Annotated in this window: 23 protein-coding genes; all 23 read left to right on the top strand. The window is 52.3% G+C overall.

What is annotated here, in order from left to right:
• Positions 1–58 precede the first annotated feature (58 nt).
• The 23 genes from HPY52_06260 to HPY52_06150 all read left to right on the top strand — a co-directional run bounded on the left by HPY52_06260 (position 59) and on the right by HPY52_06150 (position 24412).
• Positions 59–1327, top strand: a complete 1269-nt coding sequence (locus HPY52_06260; GenBank protein ID NPV79866.1) for a competence/damage-inducible protein A — start codon at positions 59–61, stop codon at positions 1325–1327.
• 2 nt (positions 1328–1329) lie between these two features.
• Positions 1330–2775: a hypothetical protein gene (locus tag HPY52_06255; GenBank protein ID NPV79865.1), complete on the top strand. Its 1446-nt coding sequence runs from the start codon at positions 1330–1332 to the stop codon at positions 2773–2775.
• A 66-nt stretch (positions 2776–2841) separates the two neighbouring features.
• Positions 2842–3426: an RNA 2',3'-cyclic phosphodiesterase gene (thpR, locus tag HPY52_06250; GenBank protein ID NPV79864.1), complete on the top strand. Its 585-nt coding sequence runs from the start codon at positions 2842–2844 to the stop codon at positions 3424–3426.
• Between the two features lie 186 nt (positions 3427–3612).
• Entirely contained in the window at positions 3613–4671 is a 1059-nt protein-coding gene (gene recA / locus HPY52_06245; protein NPV79863.1) for a recombinase RecA, read from the top strand.
• A 66-nt stretch (positions 4672–4737) separates the two neighbouring features.
• Positions 4738–5256 carry a regulatory protein RecX gene (locus tag HPY52_06240; GenBank protein NPV79862.1) on the top strand — a complete coding sequence of 173 codons (519 nt, stop codon included), beginning with the start codon at positions 4738–4740 and terminating at the stop codon, positions 5254–5256.
• A 110-nt stretch (positions 5257–5366) separates the two neighbouring features.
• Positions 5367–6947: a ribonuclease Y gene (gene rny, locus HPY52_06235; GenBank protein NPV79861.1), complete on the top strand. Its 1581-nt coding sequence runs from the start codon at positions 5367–5369 to the stop codon at positions 6945–6947.
• Between the two features lie 130 nt (positions 6948–7077).
• A complete protein-coding gene (locus HPY52_06230) occupies positions 7078–7584 on the top strand; it encodes a hypothetical protein (GenBank protein ID NPV79860.1) in 507 nt (168 codons plus the stop codon).
• 31 nt (positions 7585–7615) lie between these two features.
• On the top strand, positions 7616–8401 hold the full coding sequence (locus HPY52_06225; GenBank protein ID NPV79859.1) for a TIGR00282 family metallophosphoesterase: 786 nt from the start codon (positions 7616–7618) through the stop codon (positions 8399–8401).
• Between the two features lie 74 nt (positions 8402–8475).
• Positions 8476–8736, top strand: coding sequence for a stage V sporulation protein S (locus tag HPY52_06220; GenBank protein NPV79858.1), 261 nt, complete (start codon positions 8476–8478; stop codon positions 8734–8736).
• A 147-nt stretch (positions 8737–8883) separates the two neighbouring features.
• Positions 8884–9444, top strand: coding sequence for a GNAT family N-acetyltransferase (locus HPY52_06215; protein NPV79857.1), 561 nt, complete (start codon positions 8884–8886; stop codon positions 9442–9444).
• A gap of 246 nt (positions 9445–9690) precedes the next feature.
• Positions 9691–10119, top strand: coding sequence for a division/cell wall cluster transcriptional repressor MraZ (mraZ, locus tag HPY52_06210; GenBank protein ID NPV79856.1), 429 nt, complete (start codon positions 9691–9693; stop codon positions 10117–10119).
• A gap of 17 nt (positions 10120–10136) precedes the next feature.
• Complete coding sequence (gene rsmH, locus HPY52_06205) at positions 10137–11057, top strand: 16S rRNA (cytosine(1402)-N(4))-methyltransferase RsmH (GenBank protein ID NPV79855.1); 921 nt, start codon at positions 10137–10139, stop codon at positions 11055–11057.
• Positions 11058–11059: 2 nt separating this feature from the next.
• Positions 11060–11575, top strand: a complete 516-nt coding sequence (locus HPY52_06200; GenBank protein ID NPV79854.1) for a hypothetical protein — start codon at positions 11060–11062, stop codon at positions 11573–11575.
• A gap of 76 nt (positions 11576–11651) precedes the next feature.
• On the top strand, positions 11652–13748 hold the full coding sequence (locus HPY52_06195) for a stage V sporulation protein D (protein ID NPV79853.1): 2097 nt from the start codon (positions 11652–11654) through the stop codon (positions 13746–13748).
• 14 nt (positions 13749–13762) lie between these two features.
• Positions 13763–15256 (top strand): UDP-N-acetylmuramoyl-L-alanyl-D-glutamate--2,6-diaminopimelate ligase, encoded by a 1494-nt coding sequence (locus HPY52_06190; protein ID NPV79852.1) that lies wholly within the window; start codon positions 13763–13765, stop codon positions 15254–15256.
• Positions 15257–15319: 63 nt separating this feature from the next.
• A complete protein-coding gene (locus HPY52_06185) occupies positions 15320–16780 on the top strand; it encodes a UDP-N-acetylmuramoyl-tripeptide--D-alanyl-D-alanine ligase (GenBank protein NPV79851.1) in 1461 nt (486 codons plus the stop codon).
• A complete protein-coding gene (locus tag HPY52_06180) occupies positions 16767–17741 on the top strand; it encodes a phospho-N-acetylmuramoyl-pentapeptide-transferase (GenBank protein ID NPV79850.1) in 975 nt (324 codons plus the stop codon). The genes HPY52_06185 and HPY52_06180 overlap by 14 nt, the downstream gene beginning before the upstream one ends.
• A 65-nt stretch (positions 17742–17806) precedes the next feature.
• Positions 17807–18877: a stage V sporulation protein E gene (spoVE, locus tag HPY52_06175; GenBank protein NPV79849.1), complete on the top strand. Its 1071-nt coding sequence runs from the start codon at positions 17807–17809 to the stop codon at positions 18875–18877.
• Entirely contained in the window at positions 18874–20034 is a 1161-nt protein-coding gene (murG, locus tag HPY52_06170; GenBank protein NPV79848.1) for an undecaprenyldiphospho-muramoylpentapeptide beta-N-acetylglucosaminyltransferase, read from the top strand. Before spoVE ends, murG begins: the two co-directional genes overlap by 4 nt.
• Before the next feature lie 90 nt (positions 20035–20124).
• Positions 20125–21528, top strand: a complete 1404-nt coding sequence (locus HPY52_06165) for a UDP-N-acetylmuramate--L-alanine ligase (protein NPV79847.1) — start codon at positions 20125–20127, stop codon at positions 21526–21528.
• A 58-nt stretch (positions 21529–21586) separates the two neighbouring features.
• On the top strand, positions 21587–22447 hold the full coding sequence (murB, locus tag HPY52_06160) for a UDP-N-acetylmuramate dehydrogenase (GenBank protein NPV79846.1): 861 nt from the start codon (positions 21587–21589) through the stop codon (positions 22445–22447).
• A 19-nt stretch (positions 22448–22466) separates the two neighbouring features.
• Positions 22467–23717: a UDP-N-acetylglucosamine 1-carboxyvinyltransferase gene (gene murA, locus HPY52_06155; protein NPV79845.1), complete on the top strand. Its 1251-nt coding sequence runs from the start codon at positions 22467–22469 to the stop codon at positions 23715–23717.
• Positions 23714–24412, top strand: a complete 699-nt coding sequence (locus HPY52_06150; GenBank protein NPV79844.1) for an FtsQ-type POTRA domain-containing protein — start codon at positions 23714–23716, stop codon at positions 24410–24412. Before murA ends, HPY52_06150 begins: the two co-directional genes overlap by 4 nt.
• The last annotated feature ends 102 nt before the right edge of the window (positions 24413–24514 follow it).

The raw sequence follows: 24514 nt of genomic DNA, 5'->3' as shown, positions 1-24514 counted from the left end.
GAAGAATCAAAAGCGCCAAGGACAGTTGTTCCTCAAGAAACAGGAGGCGCATAATCATATGAATGCAGAAATTATCACCGTGGGCACCGAACTCTTGCTGGGCCATGTAATTGACACGAATTCCGCTTACATCGGAACGCGTCTATCAGAGCTGGGAGTCAATCTATACTTCAAGTCTTCGGTAGGTGACAACCTGGGACGGATCACAGAGGTTTTGCGGACTGTCATGGCACGGTCGGATGTGGTCATCGTCACTGGCGGGCTCGGACCCACCGGCGATGATATCACTAAGGAAGCGCTATCGAGGGTTACCGGCAGGGAACTCGTGCTTGATCAATCGCTGGCAAAGGAGATCCAGGACCGCTTTGCCAGGATGGGGAGGGCTATGACACCCAATAACCTGCGTCAGGCCGAATTGCCCAAGGGAGCGCGTCCCATTCCCAATCCCGTGGGGACAGCGCCTGGCGTTTTGTTTGAGGATGGACAGAAGGCGGTCATTCTGCTTCCCGGAGTTCCTAGTGAGATGAAGACGATGTTTGAGCAGTCTGTGGTTCCATATCTCAAGCAAAGGCTGGCGGAGCGCGGCGAGGCTGGAATTATATATTCTAGGACATTGAAGATCACTGGGATAGGGGAATCGGCAGTAGAAAATGAAATCATGGATCTGATCCAGAAACAGACAAACCCTACGATAGCCCCTCTGGCTTATCCCGGGGAGGTGCGTCTCAGACTGACGGCCAGGGCCTCTGATCAGAGGGAGGCTCAGGCCCTGATCGAGCCTATTGAGCAGGAGATCCGGAGGCGCCTGGGGGACGCGGTGATGGGGGTGGACGATGAGACTCTCGAGGCAGTTGTCGCGGAGCTCGCAATAAGGAACAACATCAAGGTGGCAGTAGCAGAATCGTGCACGGGCGGGTTGATATCTCACAGGTTGACCAATGTCCCTGGTGTATCACAGGCTTTCTTGCTCGGCGTGGTAAGTTACAGTAATTCGGCGAAAGAGGAGATATTAGGGGTGCCTCATGAGATCATAGCCAAGTATGGGGCTGTCAGCCGGGAGTGTGCCCTGGCTATGGCGAGGGGTGTCATGAGGGCATCTTCGGCTGATGTGGGTATCGCCACCACAGGGATAGCAGGCCCTTCAGGCGCGACCCCGGGGAAACCCGTTGGCCTTGTGTTCGTCGCCTTGACTTCGCGAAATGATGCCATGTCATCGAGATTTTTCCTTGTTGGAGACCGTGAGACCATAAAGGAAAGATCAGCGCGGGCTGCCCTAAATCTCTTACGTATCTGGTTGTCAAGGAATGTCAGGATTCGGGGAGTGTGAGAATGAGGTCGCATGGGAGGTTCCCTCCAGTTCACCTGTTGCCTTTTATCTATATTCTGGTAGCCATCATAGGCGCTTCAGTCTTCATCGGAATCTGGGGCAAATTCAGCTACCAGGTGGCAGGGCTTAACTTCAGCATAAGAGTGGGCATTGGTCGCCCTGGCACTACTCTAGCCCTGCCCCCTCTGGGGTCAGCCACTGCTCCAACTCATAAATTCCCCCTGGCTATCTTACTACGATTAGACGGCATAGATCCGGATGCTATAAGTCGACTTGTGGCTATGTCTTCCGGCGAGAATCTCGCCTTCTCCAGCATCATACAGGAAGCTGCGACTAGCATGCTCTACCGGCTCTGTCTCTTGGTTTTGATGCTTGGTGGTTTAGGGGGGGCGGCGTTTGTATATATCTTTATCAGACCTGCCAGAGTGCGCCGGATAATCGGCGGATCCCTGGCTGGCATATTATTCGCCGTTTCCCTCATGGTGGGAACATATGTCACCTTCGACGCGAAGTCCTTTGAACAGGCCAGGTATACAGGAGTGATAGAAGCTGCCCCGTGGATGCTCGGCGTGCTAGATAAAAGTGTTGGCAAGGTAGGAGAACTAAAAGATAGCATAATGGCCATTGCAGATAATTCCAGCAAGATCTTCGGGCAGATCGAGGCTTTGCAGCCGATTACAGCTGAAGGGAAATTCATAAGGGTCCTTCATATTTCGGATCTGCACAATAACGCCGAGGCCGTGAACTTCCTAGATCAAATCGTAAAAAGTTTCAAGGTTGATATTGTGGTAGATACTGGCGATTTCACTGATTATGGGACATATCTGGAAGCAAGACTCATGTCTCCGGTTTCGGCGCTCTCGGTTCCTTATGTTTTCGTGGGCGGGAACCATGATTCGCCCTCTGTGCTGGAGGCCATGGCGGTCCACCCCAATGTACGCCTGGCTGGCGGGAGATTTCTTTCCATTAATGGGATCACTATATTCGGAATAGACGATCCGGGGGCTTCTAGGGTCACGATGGATGCTTCAACTGACGAGGAAATCATGGCTTCGAATGAGAAAGCTATGAGTATAATGAGTCGACTGCAAAAGGCGCCTGATATTATTGCCGTTCACGACCCCCGGCAAGCTGAGGCTTTGATCGGGAGGGCGCCGGTGATTCTATATGGCCATGATCATAGACTCAGAGTCCAGGAAAGAAGGAATAGCATACTCATAGACGCTGGATCCACAGGAGGAGCAGGCATCAGGGGACTGGAAAAGACAGGCGGCGTTCCTATGACTCTGGCGCTGCTGCATTTTTCAAGGTCCCGTGACTCTTCTAGTTCTCCAGAACAGGTGAGGCTGATAGCCGTTGACACCATAACAGTCTCCCAGCAGACAGGAGGGCTTACCCTGGAACGCAGGATAATTGCCGGAGATATACAGAGAGAAAAGCACTTTTGATGAATGAGTTTGAAGGGAAATTCTTCCTGACGTCGAATGATATATCATAAAGGAAGGATGATGCCTTTGGGATTCGTACGAAGTTTTATTGCTTGTGGCATTGATCAGGCGCTGGTGCCGAGGATCAGGGAGATCCAGGATACTTTGAAGGCCGAGAGCGACAGTGCAGGGGTAAAATGGATCGATCCGGAGAACCTTCACTTTACACTCAAATTCCTCGGGGAGATCGATGAGGGTATTATCGCGAATATCAGGGAAGGGATCATGGGGGTCGCCGAGTCCGCTTCGTCTTTTGATCTGGCCATCTCAGGGCTTGGGGCATTCCCCAGTGTAAGCCGGCCGAGAGTCATATGGCTGGGTACAGGTAATGGTAAGGAAAAACTGAGGGCATTGGCTCGCGAGATTGAAGAGATGTCGGCATCATATGGTATACCGAAAGAAGGGAAGGTCTTTGTCCCTCATCTGACCCTTGGGAGGGTAAAGTCAGACCATGGCCTCCGCGGTCTGGCGGAGACCATTCAACGCCTTGCCAGCGTCGAGGTGGGCATCACCAGGGTGTCCGAAATCTGCCTCATGCGGAGCGATCTCAAGAGGAGCGGGCCTGTCTATACAGTGCTAGAATGCGTTCGGCTTACAAAACAAGGCAAGTGAGGGCGGGCCAGGCGGCCCCATATCCGTCTATTTTGGCTTTACGACGTCCGACATCTGGGTTTAATTGCGGGAACAAGTGTTCTATGGTAAAATATTTCTGTATAAATCTTCATATGCAATGGAGATAGATGGGGAAATGAAGGGAGGAGGGCCGCTTTGAGGTAGGGCGTCCTACCCGGGTGGACATTGATGGAAAAACAGAAAGCTCTAGAAATGGCGATCTCTCAAATCGAGCGCCAGTTTGGCAAGGGTTCCATAATGCGTCTAGGGGAGGCCAACGCGAGACTGGCCGTGGAGGTGATCCCTACAGGGTCCCTTGCTCTGGACATCGCCCTTGGGGTCGGAGGGGTTCCCAGAGGAAGAGTCGTGGAGATTTACGGACCCGAATCCTCAGGTAAGACGACGGTGGCGCTTCATATAATAGCGGAGGCCCAGAAATTGGGCGGGATAGCGGCATTCATCGATGCTGAACATGCCCTCGATCCGGTATATGCTCGCAAACTTGGGGTTGATGTAGATAACCTTCTGATTTCGCAGCCGGACACAGGAGAGCAGGCCCTTGAAATCGCTGAGGCTTTGGTGAGGAGCGGTTCGGTTGATGTCGTGGTGGTGGATTCTGTGGCGGCACTGGCGCCCCGGGCTGAGATAGAGGGGGAGATGGGGGACGCACATGTAGGCCTGCAGGCAAGGCTCATGTCCCAGGCTTTGAGGAAGCTTACGGGCGCTATTTCCAAATCCAAGACATCGGCTGTATTCATAAACCAATTGCGTGAGAAGGTCGGGGTGATGTTCGGTAACCCCGAGACCACGCCCGGAGGCCGAGCGCTCAAATTCTATGCCACTATAAGGCTCGAAATACGGAGGGTCGAAGTCTTGAAGCAGGGTGGGGATACCATAGGGAGCCGGACCAAGGCCAAAGTTGTCAAGAATAAAATCGCGCCCCCATTCAAGGAAGCGGAATTCGATATACTTTATGGAGAAGGGATCTCCAAGGAAGGGGACATACTCGACCTTGGGGAAGCTTACAATGTCGTCTCGCGAGCCGGGACATGGTATTCATATGGTGATGTGAGGCTAGGGCAAGGTCGTGAGAATGCCAGGCAATTCCTTAAGGAAAACATACAGATCAGGGATGAGATCGAGAGCAGGATAAGGCAGAGCCTTGGCCTTCCCGCCCGTCCGGGATCGACCGCGGCTGCTGAAAGCGGCAAAGATGCGGAGACAGGTGACGGCAAGGCCGAATGATAGAGGATTCCGCGGGTTTTTGCAGAAACGTTATCCATAGATGATCGAATGGTAGGAGGCGAAGTATTGCCACAGGTCTCAGGGGAGGCAGAGGCGCGTTCCAGGTCCAAGTGTATGTCAAAGGCGCTTAGACTCCTTACCATGCGTGCTCGCACCGAAGAGGAGCTCAAAGATCGTCTTTTGAGGCTCGGTTTCGCCGATAGCGTTGTGGCATCGGTGCTGGCGCGACTCAAGGAGCTGGGCTACCTAAATGATATGCAATTTGCTCGTGACTGGGCCCTTGAAAGGGTGGAATTGAAAGGATATGGTAGGGCCCTCATTCGATTTGAGCTCATAAAAAAGGGGATCAAACCGTCTCTGGTTGATGAGGTTCTCGAAGAGGTGTTTTCCACGGTAGATGAGTTTGAACTCGCACGCCATGTAGCTGCTGGACGCTCCAAGGCATATCGAGGCCTGGATCCTGAAACCGCGAGAAGGCGTCTCATTTCCTGCCTAGCCCGGCGAGGTTTCGAATTTCCGACCATTGAGAAGGTCACAAATGAGATCTTTTCGAGTTTGCTTGACACTGATAGTGGAAACAAGTAAAATCTGCCTTGAGGCTCGACAGTAGCGGGCTTGAATCGGCGATTCTGGCCGATTTTGAGAGATTTCAGCCGAATATTGATGGATCCTCAAGAGGACATCTTCATCGGCATATGTTGAGCCCTTTCAAGGGGATTGGAGGTGGAGAGAGTATTAATGTAATTGGGATCGGCGTAGGCATGATTTTTTTGTTCATTGCCGGTATTGCTATCGGTTATTTTCTACGTAAACTTAGCGCCGAGGCGAAGATTGCGTCAGCAGAGACGGCCGCCAAGAAGATAGTTGAAGAGGCGGAAAGGGCTGCTGAGGCGAGGATCCGTGAGGCTACGCTTGAAGCTAAGGAAGAAAGTCACAAGATCAGGGCTGAGCTTGACCGGGAGATTCGGGATAGAAGAATTGAGCTGCAAAGGATCGAGCGGCGGCTTCTGCAGAAGGAGGAACAGCTCGATCGAAAATCGGATGCTATTGAAAAAAAGGAAGAGAGCATCAATCGCAGATCTCAGGAACTTGACCGCTCGCGGCAGGAGCTGGACGAACTCCTTGCCAGGCAGAGGGCCGAATTAGAAAGAATCTCCGGACTTTCCTCTGAGCAGGCCCGAGAGCTCTTGTTGAAGGAGATAGAGAATGAAGTCCGACATGAGGCTGCCATGATGATCAGGGAGATCGAAGCGAGCGCGAGGGAGGAAGCTGATAAGCGCGCTCGAGAGGTGATCTCGCTCGCCATTCAGAAGTCTGCGGCGGAACAAGTGGCTGAGGCTACTGCATCCGTGGTGGCCTTACCGAATGACGAGATGAAGGGCCGAATCATAGGGCGTGAAGGAAGAAATATCCGGACCTTGGAGACATTGACTGGCATAGATGTCATCATCGACGACACCCCTGAAGCTGTAATTCTCTCGGGATTTGATCCTGTGAGAAGAGAGGTCGCCCGTATCGCCCTCGAAAAACTGGTGAGCGACGGCCGGATCCACCCGGCACGGATAGAGGAAATGGTGGAAAAGGCCCAGAAGGAAGTTGAGAATACAATAAAGGAAGAGGGTGAACGGGCCGCGGTCGAAACCGGGGTGATCGGCCTCCATCCTGAACTCATTAAGCTTCTCGGAAGGCTTAGGTACAGGACCAGTTATGGACAGAATGTGCTCATGCATTCTATGGAGGTCGCGAATCTTGCGTCGGTAATGGCTGCCGAGCTGGGCGCGGATATAGCGCTGGCAAAAAGGGCAGGGTTGCTGCATGATATCGGAAAGGCCGTGGACCATGATGTCGAAGGCCCGCATGTGCAGATAGGCGCTGAACTGGCAAGGAAATATAAGGAGAGTCCCGAGGTCATTCATGCTATCTGCGCTCACCACGGAGATGAGGAGCCAAGGACTGTTGAAGCGGTCTTGGTTCAGGCAGCCGATGCTATCTCGGCCGCGAGGCCGGGAGCGCGGCGTGAGACTCTTGATGCTTATATAAAGCGCCTTGAGAAACTTGAGAGAATAGCGGACTCATTTGATGGTGTCGAAAAGGCGTATGCTATTCAAGCGGGTAGAGAAGTAAGAATCATCGTGAAACCCGAGAAGGTTGATGACCTCGGCATCATACGGCTCGCTAAGAATATTGTCAAGAAAGTGGAGGAGGATTTAGAATATCCTGGACAGATCAAGGTCACAGTCATACGAGAAACACGTGCAGTGGACTGGGCAAAGTAATGGGAAGCCTGATCTCGCTGGCGGGGGGTAAACCCCGGCCAGCGGCATCGGGTGCTAGAAAGGGGATGCAGCAATGGGATGGCCGAGGCATGAACTAGATGATCGGGCACAAACCAGTGTTAACTTGCTCATGTCCATTTTGGTTCGCTACCCCGAGATTGCAACGGTGAGATTCGATCCCCGCGGCAGGTGTCTCAAGTTCACTCTCATAATCAGAAAACATGCCGGTAAGCCTGAAAAAGAGAGGTCGTTCAAAGAGCTTCTTGATGCATTTGAGAAGAAGCTTCGTGAAAGCCTTTCCAGCTATCAATCTCTCATCGATATAGAGCCTTCCCAGTTTGAAGTAGATAAAACTGAGGCCGGCAATTTCTGTCTCATTACGATACGACGGGACGTCATGACACTCACCCACGATGAGATCTCCCTGATAATTGACCTGGCCAATGAAGTCCTCGCCAGGAACCTCGTGGTAGACCATGAGGCTGCGTTGATGGAAGAGGAACGGATGGCGCAGGACGAAATGATCGCAAATATGTTGGATGATCTGAGAGAATCGAGGGAAGGGGCCAAGCTCATAGGGTTTAGAGAGGAAGGGCGGGTCGTGATCTTCAATAAACTCGCACAGGGACGCAGGTAGCGAGTTTATTTCGCAGGCGGTGTTTTGTTGAGTGAGAATTCTTTTTATAGGCGACGTTATAGGCAGGCCAGGCAGGAGAGCCCTTGCGAAAATCTTGCCGCGACTCATCACAGAACATGAAATAGATTTTGTGGCTGTAAATGGTGAAAATGCGGCAGGAGGAATGGGGCTTACGGCAGAGACGGCGGAGGAAATGTTCAAGGCTGGCGTTCATATACTAACTACCGGGAATCATGTATGGAAGAAGAAGGAGTTCACGGGATTTCTTGAATCAGATCCTAGGGTCCTTCGACCAGCCAATTATCCACCTGGGGCTCCCGGTCGCGGGGACTGCGTATTCCATCTACAGGATGGAAGGGACGTAGGTATCATCAACCTGGCCGGAAGAACTTTTATGGATCCCCTTGACTCTCCCTTCCGTGTCGCAGGGGAAATCCTTGAGAGGCTTTCTCCTCTATGCCGGGTGATCGTGGTGGATTTCCACGCAGAGGCCACTTCTGAGAAAGCAGCGATGGGGTGGTTTCTCGATGGTAAGGTCACGGCCGTTATTGGTACCCACACCCATATTCAAACTTCGGACGAGAGGATACTTGCTAACGGGACAGCGTACATAACAGATGTGGGGATGACGGGGCCTCGGGATTCGATAATCGGGTTCAAGAAGGAGCTTGTGATCGAAAGATTCACGTCCCAGCTCCCTGTCAAATTCGAGGTGGCGCAGGGGCCGGTGGTCCTCGGGGGAGTCATCATCGATGCCTGTGACGAAACAGGCCAGGCGATCAATATAACCAGGATAAATCAGGTTCTGGATGATTAGATGATTCGGCGGGATCACGCGGGGAGCAACACATGCCAGAGAATGTCGGATAGATAAAGGAGGCTTGCTGAAGAATGGATGTCCTAAAGGTATCAGCGAAGTCAAATCCAAATTCGGTAGCCGGTGCGCTTGCAGGTGTCGTTCGGGAAAGGGGTAGCGCGGAAATCCAGGCGATTGGAGCGGGTGCCCTCAATCAGGCCGTGAAAGCCGTGGCCATTGCCCGGGGATTTGTGGCGCCTAGCGGTGTTGATTTGGTCATGATACCTGCTTTCACAGACGTCGAGATCGATGGTGAGGAGAGGACCGCCATAAAGCTCATTGTCCAGCCGCGCTAGCGTTGACAAGCGTATTTCTTGTTGATCATGTTGGGCTCTTCTCCCGAAACCGGATAGAATTACATAAAGGTGATATGGCTCTGTTGGCGAATTAGTCTTAACCAGGGATGTGAGGTGGGTTGCTCTGGAGGAAGAGGTGTCACGGAATTGATTTCTGGAGCAAAGGTGGCGCTACGCCCCCTCACCGAGGAAGATATCAAGATAGTCACCGCGTGGAACGAGGACGAGGAGATAAAGGGTCTGATCGGTTGGGATTCGAAAGGGCATTTTACCCATGATGAATGGTATAGGCGAATGATCAATGGTCGGAATAGCAAGATTTTTGGTGTCTGGACGAAGGACGGCCAGATGATTGGGGATATCGGCCTAGCCGAGATCAGCTGGAGGGCTGGGGAGGCCGAGTTGATCATCAGGATCGCGAATAAGGATTACTGGAATCAAGGCTATGGTCGCGATGCTGTGTCTGCTCTGGTTGCATTTGCGTTTAATGAGCTTGGACTCAAGCGCATCTACCTTAGGGTCTATAGAGATAATATAAGAGCCATCAAATGTTACGAAAGCTGTGGTTTTGCAAAGGAAGGTTTTGTAAGCCGCAGTTTCGATTCTGGCACAAAGACCGTATATCTCATGTCGATAGAGAGGCGAGTATCCCAGAGATCAGGCCGTCCAAGGCGAAAAGGCCCCATCCAGGCTGCCGTGGGCCAATAAGATTGCGACTATGGCGACGGCAGCATGTGGGTCTACGTAGAATATGGTCTGCTCGGATTATAGGCAGGAGCCCCAGGCTCCTGCCTTAGTCGTGTACGCCCGGCATGGAGCAATCTGCCGGAATGGACCTCGCGATTATTTCTATTTCTTTGGTCACAGAAAGAAGGAATTGCAGGATCTTTATAGAAGAGAAAAATTGTCATAGTGGAGCAAAGTGGGGCATTGTGGTGGATTGGGGCCGATAATGTGTTTATAGGATCATACCAACATGCCATAGATGAAAAGGGGCGAGTCATCATTCCCTCTCGCTTTAGGGACGAGCTGGGGCAGCACTCGGTGGTCACCAAAGGCCTCGATCAATGTCTCTTCCTATTTCCCATTCAGGAGTGGGAAAAGAGGAGCCAGGAGCTGGCCTTGCTTCCGCTGTCAAAGGGTGATGCTAGGGCTTACAGCCGTTTGTTCTTCGCAGGCGCTTCGGAGTGTGAGCTGGACAAGCAGGGCAGGATCATGATCCCGGCACACCTGCGAGAATATGCGAAGCTTGATCGGGAAGTGGTTATAATTGGAGTCTCATCAAGGATAGAAATCTGGAGCGCGCCGATCTGGGATGAGTATTCTAAGCGTGCTGAGGCATCCTACGAGGAGATAGCTGAACACCTGGTAAGCCCGGGTTGATTTGACATAAAGGGTGGCTGAGGCAATTGTATCATATCCCGGTCATGACAAATGAGGTCCTGGACTTTCTGGTCTTCGGCAAGAGGACGCATGGGGCAAATGAAGTCTATGTTGATTGCACGGTAGGCGGGGGCGGTCATTCAGAGGCGATTCTTCGTGCAACCCCTGAAGATACGATTCTGGTTGGCATCGATCGAGATAGGGAGGCAATAGAGGCGGCGACTGAATCCCTGGCTCAGTTTGGCGGCAGAGCGCGGCTCATCCATGGGGATTTCAGGCGTCTGCCTTCGATACTTGAGCAACTCGGGTTCAAATATGTAAATGGGATATTGATGGACCTGGGTATCTCATCTCATCAAGTGGACAAGCCTGATAGAGGCTTTTCTTTCAGCACTGACGCACCTCTGGACATGCGAATGAATCAAGAGGCGTCTGTGACTGCCAGGGACTTAGTGAACAGCCTTCCGGAGGAAGAGCTGGCAAGGATCATAGATAAATACGGGGAGGAGAGATTTGCGCGTCGTATAGCGAGGTTCATCGTGGAGAAGCGCAGGTTTCATGAGATTTCGACCACAGGGCAGTTGGTAGACATCATCAAGGCGGCCATCCCGGCGGCATATCGGAGGAGAGGTCCTCATCCGGCAAGACGCACCTTCCAGGCTCTCAGAATCGCGGTAAATGACGAACTCGGGGCTTTGGAGGAGACTCTGAAATCAGCGCCTGGCCTATTGTTCCCGGGTGGACGTATTGTAGTGATCTCGTATCATTCTCTTGAAGATAGGATCGTGAAGAGAGCATTTCTTGCAGAACCCCTCTTGTCTCCCATTACTAAGAAGCCTGTGACCCCGAGTCCGGACGAGTCAAGCCAGAACCCCAGGGCTCGCAGCGCCAGGCTAAGGGTTGCGGAAAGGGTTCTACCAGCTTTTGAGGAGGAATAATTATGGGTAGGGCTAATGCTGCTCAGCTGAGAACTCTGGATATGGTGCAGCAACCGATTCGTCGAACTGAAGGTGGTCTAAGACGGGCAAAGCCCGCAACCAGTATCAGACTCAATCCTATGGTCGTACGAGGAGTCGCCATTGGGCTATGCGCGGCCCTTGCTCTATCCTTCTTATCCATAGAAGCGGCAACTATCGTGGAAGGGTATCGTCTTGCCCAGGTGGAGAGAAAGCTCCATGAAGTCAGGACAGAACATGAGCGTTTAAGGTTTCTAGCATCTCAATTATCTTCTCTCGAGCGGGTCGAAAGAGAGGCTCGCGCTCGGCTCGGCATGATTGATCCAGATAAGGTTGAATACATCGTGATCTCCCCACCGTCAAATGGAAATACAGCCATTGCCAGCGAGGCGAGAAAGAACCAGAGACCGCTGGTCGCCCACCTTTTGACGGTTCTCGGCTCCTCATCCAGAGATTCGATCCTGGGCCTCATGTCGGTCTTTGTCGCCAGATGGTTTTGATGCCGGGAGCGCGGCGGAGCATTGACCTATGGAGAATCTTCCGCCCTCATGGACTCTCGAAGTGGGTGGGGTTATCATGTACACGACCTTGTTGATGCGAAGGCGTACAGCCTATTTATTTCTAGGGGTCGTCCTTTTCATGGCGATATTGGAGGGACGTCTGTTTTATGTACAGGTCATACAATATGACCATTTCAAGGGCCTTGCCCTCGACCAAAGGCTTTACCCTGTGCCTGTTGACGCGCGGAGAGGGACTATTCGCGACCGTCACGGACGCGAGCTGGCGGTCAGCGTCAGCGCTGATTCCATATATGCGGTGCCTGCAGAGGTGAAGAATCCCGATGCCGCAGCTGAGGCTCTCTCAAGAGCCCTTGGGCTACCACGGGCGGAGATCCTCGATAAGCTCACCCGGAAACAGGCTACCGTCTGGATTGAACGTAAGGTAGATGAGGACAAGGCTCATGCAGTGAAACAACTAGAGCTTCCGGGCATTGGATTTACAGAAAAGGGGCAGCGATTTTACCCCAAAGGAAGCCTGTGCGCCCATGTCCTGGGTATTGCAGGCATTGATAACCAGGGCCTGGAAGGGCTGGAATTGGAATATGACAGATACCTCTCGGGGAAGAGAGGCGAGATAGAGGCTGAACGCGATGCCACTGGCCGAGAAATCCCCGGAGGGATCCATAGATTTGTTCCTCCAGTTGATGGTTGTGATATTTACCTGACGATAGATGAAGTCATACAATATATAACCGAGCGTGAATTGGATAGGGCCATGAAGGAAACAAAGTCAAAGAGAGGCATAATCATTGCGATGGATCCCAAGACCGGCGGAATCCTAGCAATGGCCAGCAGGCCCACATATGACCCCAATAGATACTCTGATTACCCGGCAGTCAATCGCCGTAATATAGCCTTGACTGATGCATATGAGCCCGGCTCTACATTCAAGATCGTAACGGCAGCTGCGGCCCTTAATGAGGGAGTGGTCCGTCCCGAAACGCCGTTTTTCGATCCAGGTTACATAAAGGTGGAAGATAGGTATGTCAGGTGTTGGCTGGCTGGTGGCCATGGAAGCCAGACTTTCGTCGAAGCCACTGAGAACTCCTGCAACCCCGTATTTGCCAGCATAGGACTTAAGCTGGGGAAGGAGAAATTTTACCAGTATATTCGCGCTTTTGGATTCGGAGAGAGAACGAATGTGGATTTTCCCGGCGAAGCTTCGGGTATGCTACAACAGGAAAAGAAGGTAGGTCTTGTAGAGATTGCAAATATTTCCTTTGGCCAGGGCATTTCTGTAACACCTCTTCAATTGCTAAGCGCGCTGTGCACCATTGCTAACAACGGGATGCTCATGCGGCCGTATTTGGTTCAAAAGATAGTAGATTCGAATGGAGATCTGGTAAAGGAATTTCAGCCTGTGCCCGTTCGCCAGGTTATAAGTCCGGAGACCGCTAAGGAACTCTCGGTGATATTGGAGTCGGTGGTAGTAAATGGGTCTGGCACCCGTGCGCAGATTAAGGGTTACAGGGTGGCAGGCAAGACTGGGACGGCGGAGAAGCCTGAGGCGGGGCGCTATGGTGAAAAAAGAATATCATCGTTCCTGGGATTCGCTCCGGTGGACGACCCGAGAATAGCCGTGTTGGTGGTCCTCGATGAACCCGATTGTGGAATATCCTATGGCGGTGTAATAGCTGCCCCTGTTTTCAAGAGCATAGTCGAGGACTCCCTGAGATATTTGAAGGTTCCAGCGGCGATCGTCAAAGAAGATGAAGGGAAAGAACAGGAGCAAGTTGAGGTGCCCAATGTGCGCGGATTGACCTTCAATGAAGCCAAGGAGGTCCTTACCTCTAAAGGATTCCTCGTGCGCACGGAAGGCGAAGGAGAGATAGTGGCAGAGCAAGTTCCCAAACCTGGAGTGAAGGTGGCAGAAAAAACCTGTATCATTCTTTATTTCAATGACGCTCTACCATATAATGATAAGGAGAACCAGGAGGTCAAGGTGCCGGATCTCAAGGGGCTCGACATGCGTTCAGCCATAATTGTTGCCGGTAGCTCTGATCTCCGGGTCCAGCCTGAGGGTGCCGGCTGGTGCCAACGACAAGATCCTGTCCCTGGGGTCATGGTTCCCCGAAAATCGACGATACGCGCATATTTTCAGGAAGGAGATTGAGAAGCGTCGTGACTATGAAACTCTTGCATGAGATACTGGGGAATGCAGATGTGGTCCATGTATCCGGGGACAAGGATGTGCCCATCCAGGGAATAACATATGATTCACGTAGAGTCGAGCAGGGCTACCTATTTGTGGCCATCCCCGGGGAAAAGCGTGATGGGCATGATTTTGTCGACCAGGCGGTAGGCCGGGGGGCGGTTGCAGTAGCGGTCCAGCGGGACGTTTCAGTCCCCGAATCAGTCACGGTGGTCAAGGTCGGGGATTCCCGGAAGGCCCTGGCTGATCTATCTGCGTCCTTTTGGGATAATCCTTCTAGCAAAATGAAACTCATCGGTGTTACCGGGACCAATGGCAAGACTACTACCACGCATCTTATCAAAGCCATTATTGAAGCAGGTGGCCACCCCACTGGATTGATAGGCACCATACACAATATGCTGGGAGATAGAGTAGAAAAGGCCATCCATACGACACCGGAGTCTTCAGACCTCCAGGCCCTTCTCCGGCGGATGCTGGATCTCGGGATCAGCCATGCTGTGATGGAGGTTTCCTCGCATTCAATAGTCCTGGAGCGAATACGAGGCCTGGACTTCGATATCGGCGTCTTCACCAACATCACTCAAGATCATCTGGACTTCCATGGCACATTCGAGAATTATCTCGATGCTAAGGCCAGGTTCTTTCAAGATCTCGGAACCCAGGAGGGCAGCAAGTCCGGAAAGAAATATGCTATCGTCAATGTCGATGATCCTAACAGTGATACTATCATGAAGCGCGCGACCGTTCCTGTGGTGACATATGGCCTGGAAAGATCAGCGGATGTGGTGGCTGAAGATGTGAGATTGTCCATGCATGGGCTATCCTATAAGGCAAAGACGGCTCAGGGCCAGGTACAGATAGATATGAAACTGGCCGGGCGTTTCAATGTCTATAATTCCCTTGCCGCGGTGGCATCGGGGGTCACATTGGGAATCCCGTTGGCTGATATAGAAAAGGGTCTCCACGGGGCTGCCGGCGTTCCCGGTCGTTTCGAAACAGTGGATAACGGCCAGGATTTCACCGTGATAGTTGATTATGCTCATACTCCTGATGGATTGGAGAATATCTTGAGATCGGCCAGGGAGTTTACGAGAGGAAAGGTAATCGTCGTCTTTGGCTGCGGGGGGGACCGTGATAGGGGGAAGCGCCCAATAATGGGAGCAATAGCGTCCCGCCTGGCGGATCATATTGTCATAACCTCAGACAACCCCCGAAGCGAGAACCCGGAGGCAATTGCGAAAGAGATAGAGATTGGCGTAGTCTCTGCAGGAAAGAGCCCTGAAGATTATGAGATCATCCTGGATAGGAAAGAAGCCATCCGGAGGGCCATCGGCCTGGCAGCGGCCCGGGATACGGTTATCATCGCCGGTAAAGGACATGAAACCTACCAGATCTTCCGGGATCGCACCATTGACTTTGATGATCGATTGGTTGCCAGAGAGATATTGCAGGAGGGGAGGGTCTGAGTTCCGCTGGATGACCCGCGAACCTGGGAAGATACAGGAAGGGTTTGAGGCAGCTCACGTGCTATGCTGGAGATCACTATTTCGCAGCTGCTGGATGCAGTCAATGGTAGGCTCATATCTGGAGATATGGAGGGGCAAATCAAGGGTGTCTCCATAGATTCTCGTACGCTGAGATGTGGGGATCTTTTCTTTGCCCTTCGCGGTGAGAAGCATGATGGGCATGATTATGTCCATAGCGCGCTCCAAAGGGGAGCTTCTGGGGCAGTAATCTCCCGCGAGCTTCAGGATATCCCCGGAATGGGTCAATATATCGGGGTGGGGGCTTCTACGGCCGGCCCATGTATGATTCGGGTCTCGGATACTCTTAAGGCTCTTCAGCTTCTGGCCCAATATATAAGGAAACAGCTTGATATCCTCACTATCGGCGTTACGGGAAGCACTGGAAAGACCACGACGAAGGACATGATCGCAGCCATTCTCGGCACAAGATTCAACGTGATCAAGAACGAGGCCAATTTCAACAATGAAATCGGGCTGCCTCTCACACTCCTTCGTCTCGATAGGGCAACGGATTGCTGCGTGGTGGAGATGGGAATGCGGGGACTTGGTGAAATCCGGGCGCTGGCGGAGATCGCATGCCCCAAGGTTGGGGTTGTGACTAATGTCGGTTTGACGCATTTAGAACTCCTTGGAAGCATAGAGAATATCGCAAGGGCGAAATCAGAGCTTGTGGAATCCTTGCCCCACGATGGATTTGCCATACTAAATGCCGATGACCCCAGGGTCCTTGCCATGCGAAATCGCACGGCAGCGAGGGTCCTGTCTTATGGAATGAGTGAAATGGCTGATATAAGAGCGAAGGATGTTCAAAGCGCGGGGAAGGCGGGGAGCATAGCCACATTTGTCACTCCTCTCTGGTCCGGGAGGTTTAGAATACCTATGCCGGGAGTCCACAATGTTGTGAATGCGTTAGCAGCGGCAGCTGCAGCCTTTGCCCTAGGGTTTGGCGCTCAGGAGGTCGAGGAGGGGCTCATGAATTTCCTTCCTAGCAAGATGAGGATGGAGATCACCGAGCTTCCTCGGAACATCATGATCATTAATGACGCATATAATTCGAGCCCCGCGTCGCTGGAGGCTGCCCTGAAAACTCAAGCGGAGTTTGGGAAGGGCAGGAGGAGGATCGCGGTCTTGGGGGACATGCTCGAGCTTGGCGCGGCAAGCGAAATGGCCCACATTGAGGCAGGACGTCTGGCGGCCGAGCTGCGGGTGGATGTGCTCATAACAGTTGGGGAGCGAGGGCGCGGAATGGCCCAGGGGTATACGGACGCGATGAAGTCTGGCGAATTTCCTGCTTTCTCTGGGAATGCCTATTCCTTCGATGTGCCGTCTGATGCTGCGTCGATGCTTATCAGGATCCTGGAGCCCGGGGATGTAGTCCTTGTAAAGGCATCACGGAAGCTCCATCTAGACGAGGTAGCGGATAGCGTAATACGGTATCTGAAGGGCGGCGATGAGATTGGATAAGGCTCTCATCTCGGCCTCGATTGCTTTCATCATCAGTCTACTTCTGGGGCCTCCTGTCATCAGGAGGCTTACTATACTCAAATTTGGCCAGAATGTAAGACTTGACGGCCCCAAAGAGCATCTGAAGAAATCAGGGATCCCTACTATGGGCGGGGTCATAATTCTATTCAGCATCGCTGCCGCCATTTTGGCTGTGGCGCGTGATGATACATCCGTGCTCTGGGCTCTCTTTATTACTCTGGGATTTGGCATAATTGGTCTGGCGGATGATTTCCTTGCTATCATTACCCATCGTTCCCTGGGACTCAGGGCACGGGCGAAACTGGCGAGCCAGGTGTTCCTGGCAGGCATACTCTCTCTCTACTGTCTTTCCAGACCTGAGCTTGGCTCTGCCATTTGGATACCATTTATCAATCAGACTATAGATCTCGGATGGTTTTATATTCCTCTTGCCATTTTTGCAGTCGTAGGATCGTCAAATGCCGTGAATCTTACAGATGGTCTGGATGGACTGGCTGCAGGCACTTCTGCGATAGCAGCTCTGGCCTACGTGGTAATATGCCATTCCTTGGGATACACAGGCCTCGCCGCGTTTGCTGCCAGTATCGCGGGGGCTTGCCTGGGCTTTTCATGGTTCAATGCCCATCCAGCTCAGGTATTCATGGGTGACACGGGATCTCTGGCATTGGGAGGCGCCTTTGGGGCCATCGCGCTTCTCTCGAAAACAGAATTGGCGCTAGCTATTGTGGGGGGCGTCTTTGTGCTTGAAGCCCTATCTGTCATGATTCAGGTTGCATTCTTTAAGGTGACGAAAGGCAGAAGGATCTTCAAGATGAGCCCCATTCATCACCACTTTGAACTATCGGGATGGCTCGAGCCGAAGGTGGTGGTTCGTTTTTGGATCATATCCGCAGTTTTTGCCGTCCTCGGGATCATTGCAACGAAAGGCCTTGGGAGGTGAGATGAGTGAGGCGACATCGGAATAGGGTGGCCGCGCCTGGCGCTGCGCCCGATTTGACACTCTTCATGGTTACTCTTATCCTCCTGGGAATCGGTGTAGTCATGGTTTTTTCCGCAAGTTCGGTGAGGGCCTATGAATACTATCGTGACTCTTATTATTTCCTGAAGCGCCAGTTACTCTGGTCGGTGATCGGGGTAATCGCCATGATATTCATGATGCATATTGATTACCGGCTTCTTAGGAGGTTCGCCGCCCCTATACTGGTGGTGACATTGGTTCTCTTGATAGTGGTGCTCATTCCCGGAGTCGGCCTGATGATCAGTGGATCGAGACGCTGGTTAGGGGTGAGGGGGATCTTCACTTTCCAGCCATCGGAACTGGCAAAGGTAGGCATGATGGTTTTTTTATCATCTTATCTTTCCCGAGATCCCGAAGAAGTAAAGAGCTTTCTCAAAGGGGTAGTCCCTGTGCTGTTGCTCCTTGGAATCGTCTTCGGACTGATAATGCTCGAACCAGACCTTGGAACTGCCACCTCCATCGCCGGAGTCACTCTGGTCATGCTGTTCGTCGCCGGAGCACGCACAAGTCACCTGATCGGGCTTGGGATTGTGGGGATTCCAGCATTTATCGCGGCTGTCTTCGCCGAAGACTATCGGAGGAGGAGATTTCTGGCCTTCCTTCATCCATGGGATGATCCCTTGAGATCAGGTTTTCATATCATCCAATCACTGCTTGCCTTGGGATCTGGTGGAATATTCGGTCTTGGCCTTGGACGTAGCAGGCAGAAGTTTCTATACCTGCCTGAACAGCATACCGACTTTATCTTTGCCGTGCTCGGGGAGGAATTAGGCTTTGTCGGCGCAGCGACAGTTGTAATTCTGTTTTTCATTTTCGCCTGGCGAGGGTTCAGGGTCGCCCTGGCTACATCAGATCCTTTTGCCAGCCTCCTGGCTACAGCCATTACATCGATGGTGGTCCTCCAGGCGGTGATAAATATCGGGGTAGTCTCCGGGATACTTCCGATCACCGGGATACCTCTTCCCCTTATAAGCTTTGGGGGATCATCACTGGTAGTGACCCTGTCTTCGATAGGAATTCTGCTCAATATCTCGCGATATGTGAGGGGAAGGTCATGACCTTGCGAATACTATTTGCTGGTGGGGGGACCGGGGGGCATGTATACCCGGCTCTCACCATCGCTAAAGCCATCAAATCTCGCCATCCAGATGCCGAGATACACTTCATCGGTTCCCGCAGGGGGCCGGACAGGGATCTCGTGACAAGAGAAGGATTTGAGATAACCACTATAGATATGATGGGGCTTGAACGCCGTGTGTCGGCGAAGTCTCTGGCGGCCCTGGGAAAGGCATCCCTGGGCTTAATAAGCGCCGTAAGCCTTCTCTTGAGATTTCGCCCAGATATAGTGATCGGCACCGGAGGGTATATCTGTGGCCCGGTGCTGCCGGTAGCCAGGGTGTTGTCAATTCCTGTTGTGATACAGGAACAGAATGTAGTGCCTGGATTTACCAACAGAGTTTTATCGCGTATCGCGAAGGTGGTGTTCGCGAGCTTCGAGGAGTCCAAAAGCTATTTCCCTGATCCGCGCAAGGTCCTTGTGGTTGGGAACCCGGTGAGGCCCGAGATCATCCTGCGGAAACGTGGAGATGGGGCATCATCTTTGGGCCTCAAACCCGATCGCCCCACGATCCTCGTCTATGGAGGCAGCCTTGGCGCGGCAGCAATAAATAATGCCATATGTGATGCTTACCCTGACATCCTCAAGATCCCCCGGATACAGATAATCCACCAAACCGGGCCTAGGGACTTTGAACGGGTGAAGGGAGTGCTTCAGGAAAAGGGAATAAATGCAGGACCTGGTGGAGATATTGTACTGACGCCGTATTTGTATGATATACCATCTGCATTTGCCGCAGCGGATTTGGTGGTGATGCGCGCCGGGGGCAGTGTCGCAGAGGTGACTGCCCGGGGACTTCCGGCTATACTGATACCGCTTGCAGGAGCGCCTGGCGCTCATCAAGAACGTAATGCCCAGGTTCTCGAAAAGGCTGGGGCGGCTATCGTAATCCCTCAGGAGAGGCTTTCAGGGGAGGTCCTGGCATCAACCATTGTCTCCCTCTTTATGGACCCCTCCAGGCTCTCCCGGATGGCCTCGGCCAGCAAGGCTATAGGCAGGCCGGATTCGGTGTGGCAGATAGTGGATGCTGTGGAGAAAATCATTTCCAGGACAAGCCGCGCCCGGTCTTCTAGCACACATCAGAAAAAGGGATCATAGGATGAGATATACCGACCGGGGCCTGAACATAAAATCAGGTCATAAGGCATGAGGCGGTTTCCATTAGTTTTAGGGGAAGGGGAGAGCCGCGTGCACAGAAAGATTCACTTTGTTGGAATAGGTGGATACGGGATGAGTTCTCTGGCCCGGATCCTTCTTGAAATGGGGTATGAGGTTACCGGGTCGGACATGAAGGATTCACCCAGGTTGCAGCAATTGGGTAAACTCGGCGCAAAAGTGGCAGTAGGGCATAATGCAGGAAACATCGGTGACGCTGATCTGGTCGTGGTGACCAATGCGGTCTCCCAGGGCAATGTGGAGGTGGTGAGGGCAAAGGAACTCGGCATTCCAGTCGTGTCCCGCGCGGAATTTCTGGGATCTCTCATGAAGGACAGATTCTCGATAGCAGTGACTGGCAGCCATGGCAAGACGACTACCACCGCCATGATCGCCACGGTCTTGATAGATGCAGGACTTGACCCTACCACATTGATCGGCGCAGAAATCAGCAACCTCGGTATAGGAGCCCGTTTCGGCAAAAGTCGCTATATGGTTGTTGAAGCAGATGAGGCCTACGGATCTTTCCTGAAGATGTATCCTACAATAGCGGTGGTAACGAATGTCGATAACGATCATCTTGATTATTACGGGAATGTGGAGACCCTCATACAGGCATTTAGGACGTTCCTGTTGAATCTACCGCAGGATGGATGTGCAGTCCTGTGCGCAGACGATGCGAGGTTGAGGGAGATCATGCAGGATCTCCCACGGCGAATCGTCTCTTTTGGCTTGAAGCAGCCGGTCGAGTTCACGGCGGATTCCATATCCACCCTTGGATTTGGGTCCAGGTTCTCTGTAAGGAGAGGAAGCCAGGAACTTGGATCGGTGTCACTCAATGTGCCTGGATTGCATAATATATCTAACGCCCTGGCATGTATAGCGGTTTCGATGGAATTGGGCATCGATTTCAAAAAGGTGGCATCCTCTCTTGAGGGTTTCCGCGCAGCGAAGCGCAGATGTCAGCTCATCGATGAAGTTGGGGGTGTGATGATAGTAGACGACTATGCTCATCATCCTACGGAGATCATGGCTACCCTGGCAGCTCTGAGACATGGCGCCAATCGCCGGATCTTGGCCGTTTTCCAGCCCCAACGTTACACAAGGACCGGGCTTTTGATGTACCAGTTTGCTCGAGCTTTTTCGGATGCAGATAAGATCTTCATAACCGAGATCTATAGTGACGGCACGGGAGAATCTCCAATACCCGGGGTATCGGGGGAACGATTGGCTCAGGCCGTACGCGAATATGAGAAGCGGGAGGTCTTTTTTTCTCCAAATTTTTCAGATCTGATCTCAAAAATTCTTCAGATTGTAAAACCCGGAGATCTGGTAGTAACCATGGGTGCTGGAGATATATGGAAGGCGGGCCTTCGTCTAGCTGAGATGCTAAAAAGGAACCGATTCTCTGTCCGGGGGAATCATAGTGGAATTTGAAACAGCAGCCCAGGAACTACGAAAATTGATCAGGGGCAAAGTCATCACATCAGAGCCCATGTCCGATCATACATCATTCCGCATCGGAGGCCCCGCGGATCTATTCATCGAACCCAAGGATGTCGCCGACCTCCAGAAGTGTATCCTGTATCTCAGTAGCATTAGTATGCCTTTCATGGTTCTTGGGAATGGCACGAACCTGCTGGTCTCTGATGATGGGATCAGGGGCGCCGTCATAAGGACTGGCGGCCTCTTGAATGGTATCGAGGTACAGGGGACTCGCATCATTGCTCAGGCTGGCGTCGGCCTTCCTCATTTGTGTAGGATCGCGGCAGAGCATTCGCTGACAGGGCTCGAGTTTGCCTCAGGGATTCCCGGAAGCGTTGGCGGGGCTATCTCTATGAATGCAGGGGCCTATGGGAAATTCATGCAAGATGTGGTTATCTCATGCGAAGTTCTCACATCCAAAGGTGACTTCTTGATCCTGGACCGCGCTTCCATTGGATTTCGCACAAAAGGAAGCCGTTTTCAGGACAGCGATGAGACGATCATATCAGCTACCTTCCAGATGGAAAAAGGGATCAGGGAAGAAATCGAAGCGGAGATGAAACGGCTCTCTGATATCAGGCGCGAGAAGCAGCCTATCGAGTATCCGAGCGCTGGCTGCGTCTTTAAAAACCCGACCGAGGGCGGCGCCGGAAGGTATATCGATTGGGCTGGTCTCAAGGGTTTCAGAATAGGCGGTGCTCAGATTTCAGAGAAACATGCCAACTTCATAGTCAATCTGGGGAATGCCACCTGTCAAGATGTCCTGGAATTAATGTCTTTCGCCATAGAAACCGTGCGAAAGCGCTTTGGTGTGACATTGCAGCCGGAGATCAGATTGGTTGGGCCCAAATTGAGAGTTCCAGGGACTTGACCGGAGGTGCGAATATCAAATGCGATATGAAATTTCTGGGGGCGCTCCACTTCATGGCGCGGTCAGGGTGAGCAGCGCCAAGAATTCGGCGCTCAAATTGATGGCTGCTTCTCTTCTTGCTGAGAGCCCGTCGATGATCTCGAACATGCCTGATATAACAGATGTCAAGACTATGATAGGAGTGCTGCGTGGTTTGGGGGCCAAGGTAGAATACAAAGGCAGTGATACAATCATAGTCGATCCCTCGGCGCTATCGTCATGGGAGGCTCCAGAGAATCTCGTGCGTGAGATGAGGGCCTCGATCCAGGTATTAGGGCCACTCCTAGCTCGTCTCGGCAGAGCCAGGGTTTTACAGCCCGGCGGCTGTGATATCGGACCCCGTCCTATAGATCTTCACCTGAAAGGGTTTCGGGCACTTGGAGCGAACATTAATGATGAGAGAGGATTCATCTGCGCGTCTGCCAGCAAGCTTACCGGCGCCGAGATCCACTTAGATTTCCCCAGTGTTGGCGCCACGGAGAACATTATGATGGCAGCATGTCTTGCAGAAGGTACCACCATAATACGTAACGCCGCCCGCGAGCCGGAGATCGTCGACCAGCAGAACTTCCTCAATAAAATGGGAGCGAAGGTGCAGGGGGCGGGAACCGATACTATCAAGATCCATGGTGTAAAACGGCTTATTGGAACAGAGTACCAGCCGATTCCGGACCGGATCGAAGCGGGTACAATGGTGGTTGCTGTTGCCATCACCGGCGGAGATGCCTGGGTTGAAAATGTCATACCAGAGCATGTAAACGCGGTAACATCAAAGCTCAGGGAAGCAGGGGTCGAAATAATAGAAGAAGATTCAAGGATGAGGGTGATGGCAAGGGGACCCATAAAGGCCATAAGCATCCGATCTCTACCATACCCTGGTTTCCCTACTGACATGCAGCCCCAGATGTCGGCCCTCCTATCGTTTGCCCAGGGAACGAGCATCATCACGGAAAATATCTTCCCAAACAGGTTCAGATATATTGAAGAGCTCAGGCGGATGGGTGCTGACATAAAGCTCGAGGGCCGGGTTGCGATAATACATGGCAAAAGCAAGCTTCTCGGGGCGGATGTGGAGGCCCCAGACCTGCGCGGAGGCGCTGCTCTTGTGTTAGCAGGCCTTGCAGCTGATGGCGTGACGAGGGTGAGTAATATATGGCACATCGAACGCGGATACGAACGTATGGCAGAGAAACTGGCATCTCTAGGCGCAAAGATCGTAAGAGTGGCATGATAAGGCTTACCATCATTTCCCTGGGCGTTCTTGCCTTGTTCAGTTTTCTCCGTTCTCCATTATTCAATATTTCAAAGATACAAGTGAATGGGACAAGCTTTCTATCCCGAGAGGAAGTGATCCTGGATTCCTCGCTGAAAATGGGGCAGAATATCCTTGAAGTGAGCCCTAGCAAAGTAGCCTCTCTTTTGATGAAAAACCCTCGCATTTCCAGCGCCAGCGTGAGGAGGAAGCTTCCTTCTACTATTCTGGTCACCATCAAGGAGCGCTACCCGTTGCTAATGGTCCCTCATGGTGGATATTATCTTGAAATCGCTTCTGATGGCGTGGTCCTAGGCGTATCCAGCACCGTGAAGCTTGCCACCATGCCTATTCTGGCAGGAGTGAATGTGGAAAGCGCCAGGGTTGGCGCGCAAATCAGATTTCATGGAGACAAGGAGGCGTTGTCCTTGCTCGATTCTTTTACTCCTTCATTTCGTTCGAGAATCTCGCAGGTCTGTGTGACCGATGCCGGTGGGGTGGAAGTGATACTTCCTGAAGGCGTCCGGGCAATATTCGGCTTGGCCCCGGCTTCGGAGATGAAACGGAAGGCCGTCATTTTTGAGGCGCTTTTGTCGAAGATACATGAAGAAGGGCGGAGCGTGAGGTTGATAGACCTTAGAGCCACAGATAGGCCGGTGGTAAGGGAGAGATAGGCTCGGGCCTCATATCTTCCCCTTCATTTCCCCTCGACAAAAGCTCCTGGAACGATATAATTAGTTCAAGTGAGCAATCTCTCTTTCTTTGGGGAGGGTACC

Source organism: Bacillota bacterium, from assembly GCA_013178415.1.
In the GTDB taxonomy this organism is placed as follows: Bacteria; Bacillota; SHA-98; order Ch115; family Ch115; genus Ch115.
Note: the sequence above shows the minus strand (reverse complement) of the source record. Positions and strands in the feature narration are given on the sequence as shown.